Source organism: Streptomyces sp. ME02-8801-2C, from assembly GCF_033793965.1.
GTDB lineage: Bacteria > Actinomycetota > Actinomycetes > Streptomycetales > Streptomycetaceae > Streptomyces.
This window is the reverse complement of sequence record NZ_JARAXP010000008.1, coordinates 362,344-377,175: the sequence shown is the minus strand read 5'-3', so window position 1 is coordinate 377,175 and position 14,832 is coordinate 362,344. Positions and strand designations below refer to the sequence as shown.

Annotated in this window: 16 protein-coding genes and 2 pseudogenes; 12 read left to right on the top strand and 6 right to left on the bottom strand. The window is 70.1% G+C overall.

The window, feature by feature from the left end:
* Positions 1 to 4: 4 nt before the first annotated feature.
* A complete protein-coding gene (locus tag PV396_RS27540; protein WP_319209018.1) occupies positions 5 to 1,585 on the bottom strand; it encodes a FadD3 family acyl-CoA ligase in 1,581 nt (526 codons plus the stop codon).
* Positions 1,586 to 1,741: 156 nt separating this feature from the next.
* Between PV396_RS27540 and PV396_RS27535 the strand changes: the two genes are divergently transcribed.
* From PV396_RS27535 to PV396_RS27520, 4 genes are all read left to right on the top strand, one after another.
* On the top strand, positions 1,742 to 2,926 hold the full coding sequence (locus PV396_RS27535) for a lipid-transfer protein (RefSeq protein ID WP_319209015.1): 1,185 nt from the start codon (positions 1,742 to 1,744) through the stop codon (positions 2,924 to 2,926).
* Between the two features lie 9 nt (positions 2,927 to 2,935).
* Positions 2,936 to 3,352, top strand: a complete 417-nt coding sequence (locus PV396_RS27530; protein WP_319209012.1) for an OB-fold domain-containing protein — start codon at positions 2,936 to 2,938, stop codon at positions 3,350 to 3,352.
* Positions 3,349 to 4,119 carry an enoyl-CoA hydratase/isomerase family protein gene (locus PV396_RS27525; RefSeq protein WP_319209010.1) on the top strand — a complete coding sequence of 257 codons (771 nt, stop codon included), beginning with the start codon at positions 3,349 to 3,351 and terminating at the stop codon, positions 4,117 to 4,119. The genes PV396_RS27530 and PV396_RS27525 overlap by 4 nt, the downstream gene beginning before the upstream one ends.
* A gap of 89 nt (positions 4,120 to 4,208) precedes the next feature.
* Entirely contained in the window at positions 4,209 to 5,168 is a 960-nt protein-coding gene (locus PV396_RS27520) for an alpha/beta hydrolase (RefSeq protein ID WP_319209335.1), read from the top strand.
* Between the two features lie 16 nt (positions 5,169 to 5,184).
* Here PV396_RS27520 and PV396_RS27515 read toward each other — a convergent pair whose 3' ends face one another.
* The gene (locus PV396_RS27515) at positions 5,185 to 6,615 is read right to left on the bottom strand and encodes a vanadium-dependent haloperoxidase (RefSeq protein ID WP_319209006.1); all 1,431 of its coding nucleotides are present in this window, start codon (positions 6,613 to 6,615) and stop codon (positions 5,185 to 5,187) included.
* 284 nt (positions 6,616 to 6,899) lie between these two features.
* Here PV396_RS27515 and PV396_RS27510 point away from each other — a divergent pair, with 284 nt between their 5' ends.
* Together PV396_RS27510 and PV396_RS27505 are read left to right on the top strand one after the other, a co-directional pair.
* Positions 6,900 to 8,051, top strand: a complete 1,152-nt coding sequence (locus PV396_RS27510) for a sensor histidine kinase (RefSeq protein WP_319209003.1) — start codon at positions 6,900 to 6,902, stop codon at positions 8,049 to 8,051.
* Complete coding sequence (locus PV396_RS27505) at positions 8,048 to 8,719, top strand: response regulator transcription factor (protein WP_319209001.1); 672 nt, start codon at positions 8,048 to 8,050, stop codon at positions 8,717 to 8,719. Before PV396_RS27510 ends, PV396_RS27505 begins: the two co-directional genes overlap by 4 nt.
* Before the next feature lie 51 nt (positions 8,720 to 8,770).
* Here PV396_RS27505 and PV396_RS27500 read toward each other — a convergent pair whose 3' ends face one another.
* Complete coding sequence (locus PV396_RS27500) at positions 8,771 to 8,932, bottom strand: hypothetical protein (RefSeq protein WP_319208998.1); 162 nt, start codon at positions 8,930 to 8,932, stop codon at positions 8,771 to 8,773.
* 625 nt (positions 8,933 to 9,557) lie between these two features.
* Between PV396_RS27500 and PV396_RS27495 the strand changes: the two genes are divergently transcribed.
* The 3 genes from PV396_RS27495 to PV396_RS27485 all read left to right on the top strand — a co-directional run bounded on the left by PV396_RS27495 (position 9,558) and on the right by PV396_RS27485 (position 11,262).
* Entirely contained in the window at positions 9,558 to 9,947 is a 390-nt protein-coding gene (locus tag PV396_RS27495; RefSeq protein WP_319209333.1) for a sortase-dependent protein, read from the top strand.
* The gene (locus PV396_RS27490; protein WP_319208996.1) at positions 9,944 to 10,633 is read left to right on the top strand and encodes a class F sortase; all 690 of its coding nucleotides are present in this window, start codon (positions 9,944 to 9,946) and stop codon (positions 10,631 to 10,633) included. Before PV396_RS27495 ends, PV396_RS27490 begins: the two co-directional genes overlap by 4 nt.
* Positions 10,634 to 10,770: 137 nt before the next feature.
* Positions 10,771 to 11,262: an RNA polymerase sigma factor gene (locus tag PV396_RS27485; RefSeq protein ID WP_319208994.1), complete on the top strand. Its 492-nt coding sequence runs from the start codon at positions 10,771 to 10,773 to the stop codon at positions 11,260 to 11,262.
* A gap of 654 nt (positions 11,263 to 11,916) precedes the next feature.
* On the opposite strand, the pseudogene PV396_RS45210 reads toward PV396_RS27485, so the two are convergent.
* Positions 11,917 to 12,168, bottom strand: a pseudogene (locus tag PV396_RS45210) (short-chain dehydrogenase); the annotation flags it as partial.
* Between the two features lie 87 nt (positions 12,169 to 12,255).
* On the opposite strand from PV396_RS45210, the gene PV396_RS27475 reads away from it, so the two are divergent.
* The gene (locus tag PV396_RS27475) at positions 12,256 to 12,636 is read left to right on the top strand and encodes a MerR family transcriptional regulator (RefSeq protein WP_319208990.1); all 381 of its coding nucleotides are present in this window, start codon (positions 12,256 to 12,258) and stop codon (positions 12,634 to 12,636) included.
* Between the two features lie 21 nt (positions 12,637 to 12,657).
* Here PV396_RS27475 and PV396_RS27470 read toward each other — a convergent pair whose 3' ends face one another.
* Complete coding sequence (locus tag PV396_RS27470) at positions 12,658 to 13,104, bottom strand: ATP-binding protein (RefSeq protein ID WP_319208988.1); 447 nt, start codon at positions 13,102 to 13,104, stop codon at positions 12,658 to 12,660.
* 144 nt (positions 13,105 to 13,248) lie between these two features.
* Between PV396_RS27470 and PV396_RS27465 the strand changes: the two genes are divergently transcribed.
* Together PV396_RS27465 and PV396_RS27460 are read left to right on the top strand one after the other, a co-directional pair.
* A complete protein-coding gene (locus PV396_RS27465; RefSeq protein WP_319208985.1) occupies positions 13,249 to 14,136 on the top strand; it encodes a helix-turn-helix transcriptional regulator in 888 nt (295 codons plus the stop codon).
* Positions 14,137 to 14,139: 3 nt separating this feature from the next.
* Positions 14,140 to 14,313, top strand: a complete 174-nt coding sequence (locus PV396_RS27460; RefSeq protein ID WP_319208982.1) for a DUF397 domain-containing protein — start codon at positions 14,140 to 14,142, stop codon at positions 14,311 to 14,313.
* On the opposite strand, the pseudogene PV396_RS27455 reads toward PV396_RS27460, so the two are convergent.
* Positions 14,297 to 14,812, bottom strand: a pseudogene (locus PV396_RS27455) (TetR/AcrR family transcriptional regulator C-terminal domain-containing protein); the annotation flags it as partial. The gene PV396_RS27460 and the pseudogene PV396_RS27455 sit on opposite strands and share 17 nt — an antisense overlap.
* Between the last annotated feature and the right edge of the window lie 20 nt (positions 14,813 to 14,832).

The following is a 14,832-nucleotide window of genomic DNA, read 5'->3' as shown; positions in this document are numbered from 1 at the left end:
CAGCTCACCACCCCCGCAACTCCCCCTTCACCACCTTCCCGCTCGCGTTCCGAGGCAGCCCGCCCACGAACTCCACCGCCCTCGGCACCTTGTAGTTCGCCATCTCCCGTCGCGCCCAGGCGATCAGGTCGTCCCCGGTCAGGCTCACCCCCGGCCGCCGCACCACGTACGCCTTGCCGACCTCCCCAAGTCGCGCGTCCGGGACCCCGATCACCGCCACGTCGGCGATGTCCGGGTGAAGTCCGAGCTGCTGCTCTATCTCCGCCGGGTAGGCGTTGAAGCCGCCGACGATGAACATGTCCTTGATGCGGTCGGTGATCCGCAGGTTGCCGTCACCATCCAGGACCCCCACGTCCCCCGTCCTCAACCACCCGTCCCCCACCACGACTTCGGCCGTACTGTCCGCGTCCTCGAAGTAGCCCCGCATCACGTTGAAGCCCCGTACCAGCACCTCCCCGGGCTCCCCCACCGGCGCCTCCACCCTCACCTCGATCCCCGGGATCGCCCTCCCGGACGTCGACGCGATCACCGGCGCCTCGTCTCCCCGGCGGCACATCGTGACGATGCCGCTCGCCTCGGACAGCCCGTACGCCGTCAGGACGGTGGCGACGCCCAGCTCCGTACGCAACCGTTCCACCAACCGCAACGGCACCACAGCCGCCCCCGTCACCATCAGCCGCAGGCTCGACAGGTCGTACGCGGCCCGGGACGGGTGGTCGAGGAGCGACTGGAGGAGAGTGGGCGGCCCGGGGAGCACCGACACCCGCTCCGCCGCCACGTTCGCCAGCACCGTGTCGACGTTGAACACCGGCTGCGGGATCAGCGTCGCGCCCCGCATCAGACAGGCCAGCACCCCCGCCTTGTAGCCGAACGTGTGGAAGAAGGGGTTCACGACGAGGTAGCGGTCGCCTTCCCGCAGGCCCGCGAGCTCGCTCCAGATCTCGTACGCCCGCAGCGACTGCGCGTGTGTGATCACGGCCCCCTTCGGCCGTCCCGTCGTGCCGGAGGTGAAGACGATGTCCGAGGGGTCGGAGCCCTCCACCGCCTCCGCCCGCGCCCGTACGACCGCCGCGTCCACTCCGTCGCCGCCCGCCAGGAAGTCCTTCCACGTACGGAACTCGGTCGGCGCGTCCTCCCCCAGCACCACCACGTCGGCCAGCTCCGGAAGTCCCGGCAAGGGACCGTCACCGTCACCCGTCCCCGCCGCCCTTCGCAGCGAGGCCACATACGACGTGCCGAGGAACGTCCCGGTCACGAACAGCAACTTCGCCCGGCTGCGCGCCAGTACATACGCGGCCTCCGTCCCCTTGAAACGCGTGTTCAGCGGTACGAGGATCGCGCCGGCCGACACCGCGCCCAGCGCGGCCACCATCCAGTCGAGGGAGTTGGGCGCCCAGATCGCCACCCGGTCCCCGGGCTCCACCCCGCTCGCGACGCAGGCCGCCGCCGCGCGTTCCACCCGCGCGCCCAACTCCGTGTACGAGACGCGCGTACGGCCGTCCACGACCGCCTCGGTGTCGCCGTACCGCGCAACCGCCGCCCGGACCAGCCCCGGAATGCTGCCCCACTCCACGTCACCGCGCACCGCGAGCCTCCCCAGAACACCTCACCGCACAAGAGCTGACTGTCCGTCAGATTAGCTGTAACCTGACGCCCTGTCAGCAGCCGTCGACAGGCAGCGGCATCAGCAGGTATCAGCAGGCATCAGCAGCCGGGCTCTCGCGCGGAGGTGTGTGCACTCATGGCAGTCGCACCAGTCAAGGCCGGTAGCAAGGACGTCGCCGGGATCAAGGACGCCACCGCCATCGCCGGGATCGGACAGACCCCCTTCGCCCGCCAACTCCCCGAGAACGAACGCACGTTGGCGTGCCGGGCGATCCTCGCCGCGCTCGACGACGCGGGCATCGCCCCCGCCGAGGTCGACGCGCTCGCCTCCTACACCATGGAGGAGACCGACGAGGTCGAGGTCGCCAAGGCGCTCGGCCTCGGTGACCTCACCTTCTTCTCCAAGGTCGGCTTCGGCGGCGGCGGTTCCTGTGCCACCGTCGCCCATCTCGCCACGGCGATAGCCTCCGGGCAGGCCACGGTCGGCGTCGCCTGGAGGTCGCGGAAGCGGGGTTCCGGCCCCCGTCCGTGGCGCAACACCACCGCCCAACTCCCCACCCCGGCCCAGTGGACGCGCCCCTTCGGTCTCCTCCGGCCCTCCGACGAGATCGCGATGCTCACGCGCCGCCACATGCACGAGTACGGCACGACCCGCGACCACCTCTTCAACGTCGCCCTCGCCTGCCGCAACCGGGCGAACCAGAACCCGGCCGCGATCATGTACGACCGTCCGCTGACCCGAGAGATGTACATGTCCTCCCGCTGGATCAGCGAACCCCTCTGCCTCTTCGACAACTGCCTGGAGACGGACGGGGCGTTGGCGTGTGTCGTCGTGTCGGCGGAGCGGGCGCGCGACTGCCGCCGCACCCCCGTCTACATCCACTCCGCCGCCCAGGGCCTGCCCGCCCAGCACCACGGCATGGTCAACTACTGGAACGACGACCCGCTGACCGGCCCGGCCTGGACAGCCGCCCGACACCTCTGGAAACACGCCGACTTCACCCCCGACGACGTCCAAGTGGCCCAGATCTACGACGCGTTCACCGCTCTCATCCCGCTCTCCCTGGAGGGCTACGGCTTCTGCGGACGCGGCGAGGGCGGCGCGTTCACCGAGGGCGGCGCCCTGGAGAGCGGCGGCCGGCTGCCGATCAACACCGGCGGAGGCGGCCTCAGCGAGGCGTACGTGCACGGCTTCAACCTCATCAACGAGGGCGTACGGCAACTGCGCGGCACCAGCACCGCCCAGGTCCCGGACGCCTCCACCTGCCTGGTCACCGCGGGCGAGGGCGTCCCCACCTCCGCCCTTCTGCTGAGGAGTTGAGGAGTCGAGATGCTGACCCCTGTCATCGACGAGGACGGCGCCCCCTTCTGGGAGTACGCCGCCCAGGGCGAACTCCGCGTCCAGACCTGCGCCGACTGCGCCGAACCCCGCTTCCCGCCCCGCCCCTGCTGCCCCCACTGCCAGTCCTTCGCGAGCGAGTGGCGCCAGGTCAGCGGACGTGGACGCGTCTGGTCGTACGTCGTCCCGCACCCCCCGCTGCTCCCGGACTACGCCGAGCAGGCCCCGTACAACGTGATCGTCGTCGAACTCGCGGACGCGCCGCGCATCCGGCTGGTCGGCAACCTGGTCACCGGCCCCGACGCGTCCCTCAACTCCCTTTCCCCCGGGCGGATTCGCATCGGCGCACGCGTGCAGGTGGTCTTCTCCTCCGCCGGGCTTCCGCAGTGGATCCTGGAGCGTCCGTGAGCCTGAGCCTGTCGACCGACAAGGAGACCGGGGTCGCCGTCGTCACCCTCGACCGGCCGGAGAGGCTCAACGCCCTCGACCTCGCGACCGCCGCCGAACTGGCCGCCACCTGGCGGGACCTGCGCTTCGACGACACCGTACGGGCGATCGTCCTCACGGGGGCCGGACCGCGCGCCTTCTGTACGGGTCTCGACCGTTCCGCGGTCGTCCCGCAGCCCAACTCGCCCTACATGGTGGACGATCCGCTCGAGAGGATCGGCCCGAAGGCGAACGACCTGTGGAAACCGGTGATCGCGGCGGTGAACGGCATGGCGTGCGGCGGCGCCTTCTACCTTCTCGCGGAGGCGGAGTTCATCGTCGCCGACCCGACCGCGACCTTCTTCGACCCGCACACCACGTACGGCATGGTCAGCGCGTACGAGACGATGGGCATGGCGCAGCGGATGCCGTACGGGGAGATCGCGCGGATGGCGCTGATGGGCACGGCGGAGCGGATGTCGGCGACGCGTGCCCACGAGATCGGGCTGGTCAGCGAAGTCACCGCACCCGGTGGGTCGTTGGCGGCCTCCGTGGAGTGCGCCCGGGTCATCGCGTCGTATCCCCCGGAGGGGGTGCAGGGGACGGTACGGGCGGTGTGGGCGGCGAGGGAGTCGGCCCGCGCGCACGCCCTCGCGTACGCCCCGCACCTGGTCCGCCTCGGCAATCTGCCGGGGGACAGACAGGCGGAACTGTTCGCCAACCGCACCCCGGATTTTCGATTGCGATAGCAACCAATACCATTTGCATCATGGATGAACACCGCACAGTGGCTGAGCACCGCACAGTGGTTGAACACGGCACAGTGGTCGAGCACCGCATGGTGGACGTGAACGGCATCCGGCTGCACATCGCGGAGGCGGGCGAGGGGCCGCTCGTCATGCTGCTGCACGGGTTCCCGGAGTCGTGGCACTCCTGGCGCCACCAGTTCGGGCCGCTGGCCGCCGCCGGATTCCGGGTCGTCGCGCCCGACCAGCGCGGATACGGCCGTAGCGACCGCCCCGAGGACGTGGCCTCGTACAGCATCCTGCACCTGGTCGGCGACGTGATCGGGCTGATCCGGGCGCTCGGCGAGGAGACGGCGTACGTCGTCGGTCACGACTGGGGCGCGCCGGTGGCCTGGCACACCGCGCTGCTGCGCCCGGACGTCGTGCGCGGGGTGGCGGGCCTGAGCGTTCCGCCGCCGTTCCGGGGTGATCACCGCCCGCTGGGCGTGATGGAGGCGATCTACGGCGGCCGTTTCTACTGGAACTACTTCAACCTCCCCGGCGTCGCCGACGCCGAGCTGGCCCGCGACCCGCTTACCACCCTCCGCAAGGTCCTCTACGCCGTCTCCGGCGACGGCCCTGACGCGGGCACCGGCGAGCAGCCGCTGGTCGAACCGGGGCAGGGGTGGCTGGACACGATGCCCGATCCGGATCAACTCCCGTCCTGGCTAACGGAGTCGGACCTGGACTCGCTCGTCGACAGCTTCGGGGGCAGCTTCACCGGCGCCCTCAACTGGTACCGCAACATCGACCGCAACTGGGAACTGACGGCGGCCTGGCACGGGGCGGTGGTCAGCCCACCCGCGCTGTACGTGTACGGCGACAAGGACCTCGTACCGGCGTTCCCGGGTACACCCCAACTCATCGCACAGTTGCCGCAGTTGATGCCCAATCTACGGCGCGCTCCGGTGGTGCTGGAGGGCTGCGGCCACTGGACTCAACAGGAGCGGCCGGACGAGGTCAATGCCGCGCTGATCCCCTTCCTCCGGGAGCTGAGGGACGCCACAGACTGAGAAGCCCTGGGCCTGGCTAGAGCTTGCGCAACTTCGTGGTGTAGACCTGCGCTGCGATCTTGTCGCCCAGGGTGAGACCGTCCTCCGCGTCCCACGGGAAGTGGACTCCGAGCCAGACCCTGCTGTAGGCGTCCTCGGTGGCCGCCGTGCTGAAGCTGGTGAAGTGGCGGGTCTTCACCGGTGACTGAGGCTCGTCGGTGGTCATGTCGAAGGCGATGTTGTCGCTGCCGAAGTAGCGCTTCATCACACCTGCCCAGGCCGCGCCGAACGTCGCGTGCCCCGAGGCCCAGGCCGGGAAGCACGGGGTGACATTCACACCCGCCCGGGTTTTCAGCAGCGGCTTCCACTCCGGGTCCAGGCCGCCTTCCCGGATCGCGGACACCGGCCGCCACAGGTCGATCGGTGTCAGGAACTTCACGTCCCGTACCGCGATCCCGGCGTCCGCCATGGCGATGGAGACGAGCGCGAACAGCCGAGCGTTCTCATACGTGTTCAGGCCGCGGGCCTGGGAGACCTCTCGGGTCGCCTGAAGCAGCTGGCCCGGCGGCTTGTAGGTGCCGTCCTCGTCGTTGGCCCAGAACCAGGCCGCCGCCTCCTGCTCCGGCGTCCGGTTGACGACGGGCGTACGCGCGGTCGGTTTGTCGGCGCCGGCCGACCGTACCGCCTCGACCTGAGCCTTGTAGGCGTCGCTGGCCAGCAGTTTCTCGTACGTCCCGTACAGGCCCGGGTTCGCCGGGCGGAACTGCGAGCCGGAGGTGAGGGCGAAGGGTTTCACCTGGCCCCAGAACGGGGTGACCGCCTGACTGTCGCGCTCGCACGAGGGATCGGGCATGTCCGGGTAGCTGGTGGGCCGCCACGCGCCCGGCTTGTTGTCGCCGACGTACACCTGGTCGTTGTCCGAGCCGTCGCCGTTTCGCGCGTCCCTCATCTGCGTGACCATGCGGTTGACGACCGTGAGGTCGAGCAGATCGAGCCCTGTGGGCTCGGTGCCGAACCGCTCACGGAACTTCGCGTCGAGGAACTGCGCCTGGTTTCTGCCGTACAGCCCCACGAGGATGTTGTACGCCGTACGGCCGATCACCCGCTCCTCTTCGTCAGGGCCCTCGATCCAGCCGTCGTACTTCTGGGCGTGGATGTACGGCTCCGAGGTGATCTTGCCCTTCCACTTCAGCTGGTACGAGCTCTCCGCGTCGTAGATCGCCGCGTTCAGCATCGCCGCGGAACGGGCCATCGGCCCCGGCCCGCCACCCTCACGCCGGATGACCTGGAGCAGGACATCGTTCCAGTAGTGGACGGGATCGGCGATCTGCTGTTGCGGCAGCGCCGCGTGTGCGGGCTGCGGAGCGACGGTGAGCGCGCTGCCCGTGGCGGCCAGCACCGCCGCCGTGGCCAGCCCGCGGCGCCACACCGCGGTGCTCCGCCGGACAGATCTGGTACTCGTGGTCATGCCAACCCCCTGGTTGTGTGGAGACGTTGGTTGTGCGGCTGTGCCTTCCTGGTCGGTCCGGGTCCTCACCCCACGGCTGCGCCGCTCCCCGGCGGTGGCACAGCGAACGGATACGACTCGTCGTGGTGCTGGTCCAAGACGCTATGCGCGGGCCACATATGGCGTCGTCCCGCGCTGGTTGGCTCTCCGCGTCGACCCAGGGCGGTAGGCGCGCGGTTCCTGCAACTTCCGTGGTACGGCGGAAGTTTGACGCCCATCCGTCGGTCCGGCCTTACGCTGCTGGGATGCGGATCCGCCCCCTCGCCGTCGACGTGCTGCTCACGGCGGCGCTGACCGGTGTGGCCTTGCTGTTGGGGCCGGAGGCCGCGCGCCAGGGGCAGAATCCGCTCGACACGAGGGCCTATGCGCTGGTGGTCCTGGTCCACGTGCCGCTCGTGCTCCGAGGCCGGGCCCCTGTCGTTGTCTGCTGCCTGGTGCACGCGAGCTGGCTGGTGTACATCACCGCCGGCTACTGGCCCGTGGTGTGCAGCTTCGGCCCCATGCTCGCCGTCTACACCGTTGCCTCCTTACGAGCGCCGCGCGTCTCCGTCGCCTGCGCCGCGCTGATGGGCGGGGTCTGGATCTACGCGGGTGCGGTGAACCACACCGACTCCTGGCCGTCGGTCGCCGGACAGGCCGTGGTCTACCCGGCGGTGCTGTGGCGGTTCGGCGTCGTCGCCCGCCGCTCGACCGAGCTGGCCCGGCAGTTGCGCCTGGAACAGGCCGAGCGGGCCCGGCGCGAGGTGGCCGAGGAACGGGGCCGGATCGCCCGAGAACTGCACGACGTGGTCGCCCACCACATGTCCGTGATCTCCGTGCAGACCGGTCTCGCCCGGTTCGTCTTCGACACCGACCCCCGGACCACGCGCACCGCGCTCGACACCATAGAAGCCACCGGGAAGGAGGCACTCGAAGAACTGCGCCGCATGCTCATGGTGCTGCGGGCGGCAGACGGCGGTGCCCCCGCCGGCCCGATGCCGAGCCTCGCTCGCCTCGGCGAGATGACCGAACGCGTCCGCGCCGGCGGGGTCCCGGTCACGCTGACCGTCGAGGGCACCGAACGTCCTCTGGCCCCCGGCGTGGATCTGTGCGCCTACCGGGTCGTGCAGGAGGCCCTCACCAACGTCCTCAAGCACGCGCCCGGCGCGAGCGCGCAGGTACGGCTGAGGTACGAACCGCACCAGGTGACGGTTTCGGTCGCGGACGACGGGGAGGGGGTGATTCCAGCCAGAGTGCGAACCGGCGGCGGACACGGCTTGCTTGGTATGCGGGAGCGGGCCAAGCTCTACGGCGGGCAGATCGACATCGGTCCGCGGGAACAAGGGGGCTTCGCCGTGCGGCTGATCCTGCCGACCTCCGCGCGGGCCGCACAGCAGGGGGACGACGCCACCACATGACCACCGTGCTCGTCGTGGACGACCAGTTCCTCATCCGGGCCGGCCTGGTGGGGCTGCTGCGTGCCGCACCCGGCATCGAGGTGGTCGGCGAGGCGAGCGACGGCGCGGAGGGTGTGCTCCTGGCTGCCCGGACCGCCCCCGAGGTGATCCTCATGGACGTCCGGATGCCCGGCATGAACGGTATCGAGGCCACCGAACGCATCCTCGCCGAGGCCGCCGACCCCCCGCCCCGGATCCTGATGCTGACCACGTTCGACCTCGACGAGTACGTGTACGGGGCGCTGCGCGCCGGCGCCTGCGGGTTTCTGCTCAAGGACTCCGGCCCGGAACGGCTGCTCGCCGCCGTGGCCGCCATCGCCGGTGGTGACGCGCTCTTCGCGCCAAGCGTCACCCGCCGCCTGGTTGAGGCGTACGCCCGGCAGACCGCCTGCGAACAGCCCCCTGATCTGGACACGTTGACATCCCGCGAACTGGAAGTCCTGAAACTGGTCGCACGCGGTCTGTCCAACCTGGAGATCGCCGACCGCCTCTACATCAGCGAGGCGACCGTCAAGACCCACCTCAACCGCACGATGACCAAAATGGACCTGAACAGCAGAGCACAGGCCGTGGTGGCGGCGTACGAATCGGGACTGGTGACCCCGGGCGGACAGCGTCCGGGGGCCTAGAGGTCGCGGTGCTCGCCCGATCCGGCGCGGATCAGTGGACGTGGATGCGGGTCAGTGGACGTAGATGCAGGCCTCACCGCCGTAGTAATGGCCGCCACCGCTGTAGATCCAGAGCACGGCGCAGTATTCGCCCGCCCTCGAGACGGAGCCGTTGAGGACACTGACTTCCGCGAAGTTGTTGGTGGTGACCTGGGAGCCGTTCTTCCAGTGCACCTGGCCGGCCTTGAGGTATTCAAGGTGGATCGACTTCGCGTTGTTGCTGTCGGTTCGCCTGGCGCTTCCTGTGACCTGCTCGATGTACAGGCCGTCACCGATGATCTCTTAGCAGACCTCCCAGTACCCCAGGGAGGCGGACCCACCGTTTCCGCAGACTCGCGCGCTGGCGGAGGCGGGACTGGCTGTTCCCAAGGTGGCGAGGGTCATCAGGCCGGCGGTGATGGACGCGGCCAGAAGGCGTCGGTTTCTGCGTTGCGACTTCAATGGTCCCCCTTGTTCGGTTGCCGGCCTCATGAAGGATCGATCCGGCTCGACGGGGAGAGCCTGGCATTCGCCGCGCCCGGTGCCATCCCACGCTGGTGGGAACGCGGGTAAACCTGGGGCGCACCCAGGGGTAAACCTGTGGGGTACGCGGCGGGAAACCTGACCGGCCGTCATCCGTGCGATGCCGGCGGTGCCCGGCCAGACCCCCTGGCCCGACTTTGCCATCTCTTTACAACCTGTCCGGGCTCCGAGTCGTCTCTCCGCTCGATCAGTCACTCAGCCCGTCCCGCCCAACCCGCCCTCTTCCGGGCGTGGTTGGGGGCGGACAACGAAAGAGAGCGATTCCATGCGCCGTACCGTGCGCCGTACCGTCCTCAGCGCCGTGGCACTCGCGGCCACCGCCGTACTCGCGGGCACCGCGCCCGCGTTCGCCGACGGCACGAACCCGACGCCGGTCCCCAGCACCGCCCCGACCGAGGCCACCCCAGAGCCGAGCGTCGCCCCGACCCAGGCCCCCGCCGACAAGGTCACCCCGGTGCCCGCCGAAGACACCCCCAAGGACGCCCCCACCCGGATGCCGGCCCAGGTCGCCGAGGTCCCGAAGGGCGCGCCCAACACGGGTGTGACGCAGACGTCGACGGACTCCGGAAACTCGGGGGCCCTGATCGGCGGGGGCGCCGCCGCCGCGTTCGCCGTGGGTGGCGCCGTCGTGTTCGTCGTACGCCGTCGGCAGGCGACCGGGGCGTGACCGTGCTCTCCAGGCGCGCGTTCGGAACGGCGGCCATGGCGGCGACGGCCGCGCTGCTCGTGGGCTGTTCCTCGGACGGCGAGGGCGTACGGACGACAGGGACCGCGAGTCCCGGCACCACCGCACCCCGCTCGACCTCCGGCAAACAGCAGTCGGCCACGGGCACGAGCAGGTCCGCGAACTCCACGGACACGACGGACACCACGAACTCCGCCCGCCCGGTGGGCCGTTCGGCCCCCGTCCGGCTGCGGATCCCCGCCATCGGGGTCGACACCCCCGTCATGCGGCTCGGCCTGGCGTCCGACCGCACCGTGGAGGTGCCCCCGATCACCGATCACGACCAGGCCGGCTGGTACGAGCACTCGCCGACGCCGGGACAGACCGGGCCGTCGGTGATCCTCGGCCATGTGTCGGTTGGCAAGTACGGGGACGGTGTCTTCCACGAGCTGCCGCGGCTGCGCCGGGGCGAGAAGATCGTGGCGCGCCTGGAGAACGGCACGGAGGCGGAGTTCACGGTGACGTCCCTGCGGACGGTGGCCAAGGCCGACTTCCCGGCCGAGGACGTCTACGGGAACGTGAGCCGCCCGGAGCTGCGGCTCATCACCTGCGGGGGCCCGAAGGACGCCAGCGGCTACCTCGACAACGTGATCGTGTTCGCCGCGCTGACGTCGTCGACGACTCCGTGAGCCCGTGAGCCCGTGAATTCGTGAACGTACTGGAAGACAAAGGACGACGGGCCGCCGGAACGTACGCCGCCGGCCCGCCGTCCTCCCCCACGAATGCCACGAGTGCCGTACCCGTGGCAACAGCACCATGGAGAGCGTTGAAACGGTCCCGCGACAAAGCAGCGTCCGAGCTGTTCGCCGCCCTCTACCCGCGGCTGGCCGGCTGGTGCCGCCGGCTCGTCGACGACGACGAGACGGCCCACGAGATCGCCTCGGAGGCGTTCACCCGCCTGTGGGCGCGCTGGACGTCCGTCGACGAGCCGCGCGGCTTCCTCTATGTGACGGCGGCCAACATCGTGCGGGACCACTGGCGCAAAATGGAACGCGAACGCAAGGCCATGCGGCATGTGACGTCGGAGGCGGCCCTGCGCCCCCACACGGAGGCGTCGGACCCTTCCATCCGCCTGCTCGTCCAGTCACTGCCGGAACGACTGCGCGTGCCGATCCTCCTGCACTACTACGCTGACATGCCGATCCGGGACGTGTCCGCACTGACCGGACGCAAGGAAGGAACCGTCAAGGCCGACCTCCACGCGGCCCGTGAACTGCTCCGCGCCCACTTGAGGAAAAGCCTTGACCACACGCTTTGACGAAGACGACGACCCGGATTTCGGCCCCCCCGGCCCCGAGCACGACCCGGACGACCCCCTCCTCGTCCTCCTCTCCCCCACCTCCACGCCCTCCTACCTGGGCGCACCCCCGGGCCGCTTCGAGGAGATCCGCCGCACCGCGACCCGCCGCCGCCGGACCCGCACGGCGGCCGGAGTGGGCATGGTCTGCGCGGTCGCCGCGCTCATCGCCCTCCCCCTGAACCTGCTGACGACGTCCGACACCTCCCGTTCCCCGACGGTCCCGCAGGCCCCACCCGCGCCGACGAGCCCGGCGACACCCCCCGCCGACAGCACGCCCGCACCCACGCCCGCGCCCGCCACACCGCGCCCGTCGCCCCCGGCCACCACCGGCTCCGGCGACCCCACGTACCTCAACGAGGTACCCACCGAGGAACCGCCCACCGATACGCCCGACGCCCCGAGCCAGGCCCCCGCCGACGGCACCGTTACCCCGCCGGACGAGTCCCCTGTACCCACACCGGCGGCTTCGACGGCCCCGACTCCGGAAGCAATCGTGCCGACGGCGCGGACGGCCGGGGACGCGGTGGTGTCGGACAGCACGGCGGCGCCGTAGACGAAGCCGGTGCGGCCCGAGAGGTCCCTCATCCGGCCGTGAGCGCCGCCAAGGCGCGGCCGGCCCATCTCGGCGTTGAACTCCTCCGGCGTCAGCGGCAGCCGGGACTTGACGTCCCGGCTCCACTGGTCGGCGAGGACCTCGGCCGAGCCCGCCTCGACACCGTCGAGCGCCGCGTCGGCCAGGTCCGACGGCGCGAGCTTGGCCACGGGCCAGCCCGCGGCCATGTCGGTGTCGGCGAGACCGAGGTGCACCGCCGTCACGAGCGTGCCCTGCTCGGCGAGTTCGAGACGGACGCCGTTGGTCATGGCCCTTGATGTCCATGCCCGTACGCTAAAACCTGACGTTGATGTCAGAGGCAAGTGCTGTCCGTCAGGGCCGGAGCGAGGGGAACCACCATGACCGCCACTCAGACGGCGCCGCCCGAGCGACTGATCCGCATCGGCGAGGTGGCGCGCGGCGCCGGCGTCTCGGTGCGCGCCGTGCGCTACTACGAGCAGCAGGGTCTGCTGGTCGCGGAGCGCAGCCCGTCCGGCCAGCGCCTCTACCGGCAGGACGCCGTCACCTTGGTCCGCTTCTTCCAGGAGATGTACGCCGCCGGCCTGACCAGCCAGAGAATCGCGGAACTCCTCCCGTGCTGGACCGCCGGGCACACGGACGCCGACCAACGAGCCATGCTGCGCGCCGAGCGAGACCGCATCCAGGCCAAGGCCGACGACCTCCAGGCCACCCTGGACCGCCTCGACAAGGTCATCGCGGTGACAGACACGCACCCGTAGGCGCGGAGGTGGCCATCGGCGTCACTTCTCGACGCCGACGAGCGGAACCACATGCCTCGCCCCAACAGCGACCCCCCACTCCGCCCAGACCGTCTTCCCCACGCCCTCCCGGGGCTCCACACCCCACCGCCCGGCCAACGCCTCGACCAGGAGCAGCCCCCGCCCGAACTGATCCTCGCCGCTCACCTCACGCGGCCACGGCACCCGCTCGGCACGCGGATCACTGACCTCGACGCGCAGCGCGACGCCGGTGACGGCAAGCCGTACGCGGATGAGCCGCCCCCGGATGCTCCCGTGCAGCAGGGCGTTGGTCATCAACTCGCTGACGACGAGGGCGACATCCCCGGCGACCTCCGAATACCCCCACTCGATGACCAGCCGGGCGGTACGGGTCCGGGCGAGGGGGACGCTGCGGGGGACGGGGGTGTAGTCGAGGCGGTCTTCGTGGAGGAGGGGGTCGTTGGGCATTGGGGGCACCTCCGAGTGCTACGGGTGATCGCTTGAGCACTGAAGGTAGCGACAGCTCACTCCAGAGGCAATCGAATCCGGGAAGCTCTTCCCCAAAGAGGGAACGCGTTCGACTCGGTGACACCTTCGGGACACACTGTGACGGTGAAGCGATCACCCCAACCCGCGGGCAACCGAGCGTCAACTGTCCTGGGACGCAAGCTCGGTGCAGAGCTGCTGCGCCTGCGCGACGCTGCGGGCAAGACCCAGCAGCAGGCCGCCGAGTCCATCAACGCGACCGGCACCAAGATCGTGAAGATGGAGCGCGGCTGGGTGCCGATGCGCGACCCGGACATCCGGGTGCTGTGCGAGTTCTACGGCCTGGAGGATCCCAAGTCCCTTGCGCGCCTTCTGAGTCTGGCCCGACTGGACCGCGAGCGCCGCAAGGCGAAGGGGTGGTGGCAGGACTCGCCCCACCCGGGCACACTCTCCGAGTACATCGCACTGGAGGACGCCGCCAATCGCGTACGGACGTGGGAACTCTCCCTGATTCCGGGCTTGTTCCAGACATCCGAGTACGCCCGCGCCCTGGCCGTCAGCGAAGGCGCAGGGGTGTGGGACGACCCCGACGAGATCGAACTCCTGGTCGAGATCCGGATGCGCCGCCAGGCACGCTTGCACGACGAACACCCCCTTGAGGTGTACGCCATCGTCTGGGAGGCGGCGCTACGGCAGTTGATCGGCGGCCCGGACACAATGCGCGCTCAGCTGGAACGCCTGCTGGAGGTGGCCGAACTGCCGAATGTCCGCCTACAGATCCTGCCGTACCGCGCCGGCGGACACCCATGCATTCCAGGCTCGTTCACCATCGTCTCGTTCGCCGAGACCGAGGCCGTAGACGTCGTCCACGTCGACACGATCGCCTCTACCCTGTGGGTGGAAAACGAGTCCGAATGCGCCGCCTACAGCGGGTTCTTCGACCGTACGGCCAGATTGAGTCTGACCCAGCGCGACTCGGCGCTGCTGATCGACACCATCCGCAAGGAGTTCTGACTCATGCCCGAGTTCACCTTCGTGAAGTCCAGCTACAGCAGCACCTCAGGCCAATGCGTCGAAGTCGCCCGCAACCACATAGGCACCGTCGTCGTACGCGACTCAAAAACACCCCCCGACGCCCCCGTACTCCACCTCTCCCCCACCGCCTGGCAGGAGTTCACCAGCGCCCAGTGATCCCCGTGAGGATCAGGTCGATGCCCGCCAGGAACTCCTCCCGGTCGTCGTGATCCCTCAGCTGGTCCGCGACGCCCCGCGTGAACGCGTACTCCTCGGGGTCGAGGTTCGTCCAGGACGCCGCGACCTCGTCGAGGAACTCGGTGCGGGTCGCGCCCGGTCGGTGTTCGCGGGCGTTGGCCGCGTTCTGGCCGCCCACGCCGAGGATGTAGTTCAGCAGGGCCGACGCGGCGGTGAACTGGGCGGCGTGCGGCACCCCGAGCGCCTGGACCTGGCGTCCGAGGTGCTCGAAGACCCGCAGCAGCGGCGACTGGGCCGGGGAGCGGGCGAGTTGCGCGCCGATCCACGGGTGGACGTCGATCGCGTCGAACACGCCGAGCGCGAGGGCGCGGACCACCTGGGGCGTCGCGTCGACGGCGGCGGTCATGGCGCCGCCGACCACGGCGTCGGTAGCGGCCCCGGGAAGCTCGCCCTTGCCCGTGACGTGCCATTGAAGTGCTCTCCTGGCTGGAGCCGGGA

Excerpts from the sequence above, each read along its gene's own strand:
- PV396_RS27530 (WP_319209012.1), top strand. The coding sequence starts at position 2,936 with ATGCTGACCCCTGTCATCGACGAGGACGGCGCCCCCTTCTGGGAGTAC.
- PV396_RS27535 (WP_319209015.1), top strand. The coding sequence starts at position 1,742 with ATGGCAGTCGCACCAGTCAAGGCCGGTAGCAAGGACGTCGCCGGGATC.
- PV396_RS27460 (WP_319208982.1), top strand. The coding sequence starts at position 14,140 with ATGCCCGAGTTCACCTTCGTGAAGTCCAGCTACAGCAGCACCTCAGGC.
- PV396_RS27470 (WP_319208988.1), bottom strand. The coding sequence starts at position 13,104 with ATGCCCAACGACCCCCTCCTCCACGAAGACCGCCTCGACTACACCCCC.
- PV396_RS27520 (WP_319209335.1), top strand. The coding sequence starts at position 4,209 with ATGGTGGACGTGAACGGCATCCGGCTGCACATCGCGGAGGCGGGCGAG.
- PV396_RS27475 (WP_319208990.1), top strand. The coding sequence starts at position 12,256 with ATGACCGCCACTCAGACGGCGCCGCCCGAGCGACTGATCCGCATCGGC.
- PV396_RS27510 (WP_319209003.1), top strand. The coding sequence starts at position 6,900 with ATGCGGATCCGCCCCCTCGCCGTCGACGTGCTGCTCACGGCGGCGCTG.
- PV396_RS27515 (WP_319209006.1), bottom strand. The coding sequence starts at position 6,615 with ATGACCACGAGTACCAGATCTGTCCGGCGGAGCACCGCGGTGTGGCGC.
- PV396_RS27505 (WP_319209001.1), top strand. The coding sequence starts at position 8,048 with ATGACCACCGTGCTCGTCGTGGACGACCAGTTCCTCATCCGGGCCGGC.